Source organism: Streptococcus sp. GMD4S (genome assembly GCF_000296955.1).
Genome location: NZ_AJRE01000389.1, coordinates 1 through 603 on the forward strand (window position 1 = coordinate 1; position 603 = coordinate 603).

At 44.6% G+C, this 603-nt stretch carries 1 protein-coding gene; it reads left to right on the forward strand.

The genetic code is table 11. From position 1 onward, the window contains the following. The first annotated feature begins 2 nt into the window (after window positions 1-2). On the forward strand, window positions 3-572 hold the full coding sequence (gene lepB, locus GMD4S_RS10070; protein ID WP_008290899.1) for a signal peptidase I: 570 nt from the start codon (window positions 3-5) through the stop codon (window positions 570-572). Window positions 573-603 lie beyond the last annotated feature (31 nt).

A 603-nucleotide genomic window follows, 5' to 3' on the forward strand; every position in this document is an offset into this window, starting at 1 on the left:
TCCTGATTATCGCACTGGTCGGTCTTAGCCGTATCTTTCTTTGGAGCAATGTCCGTGTAGAAGGACACTCGATGGACCCTACCCTAGCTGACGGAGAAGTTCTCTTCGTTGTTAAACACCTCCCAATTGACCGCTTCGACATTGTAGTTGCGCATGAGGAAGAAGGAAATAAAGACATTGTCAAAAGGGTCATCGGTATGCCTGGAGATACCATCCGCTACGAAAATGACAAACTCTTTATCAACGATAAAGAAACGGATGAACCCTACCTAGCTGAATACCTCAACTTGTTCAAAACAGAAAAGTTGCAAAATACCTATACTGGCAAAGGATTTGAAGGAAACAAAGGAGTCTACTTTAGAGAACTTGCTCAAAAAGCACAAGCCTTTACGGTCGATGTCAATTCCAATACCAGCTTCAGCTTTACTGTCCCTCAAGGCGAGTACCTTCTTCTTGGTGACGATCGTCTAGTCTCTAGCGACAGCCGCCATGTTGGTACCTTCAAGGCTAGCGAAATCAAAGGCGAAGCAAAATTCCGTTTCTGGCCACTTAACCGTATCGGAACTTTTTAAGATAAGGAAGAGGCCGAGAATGCTAAGTCTC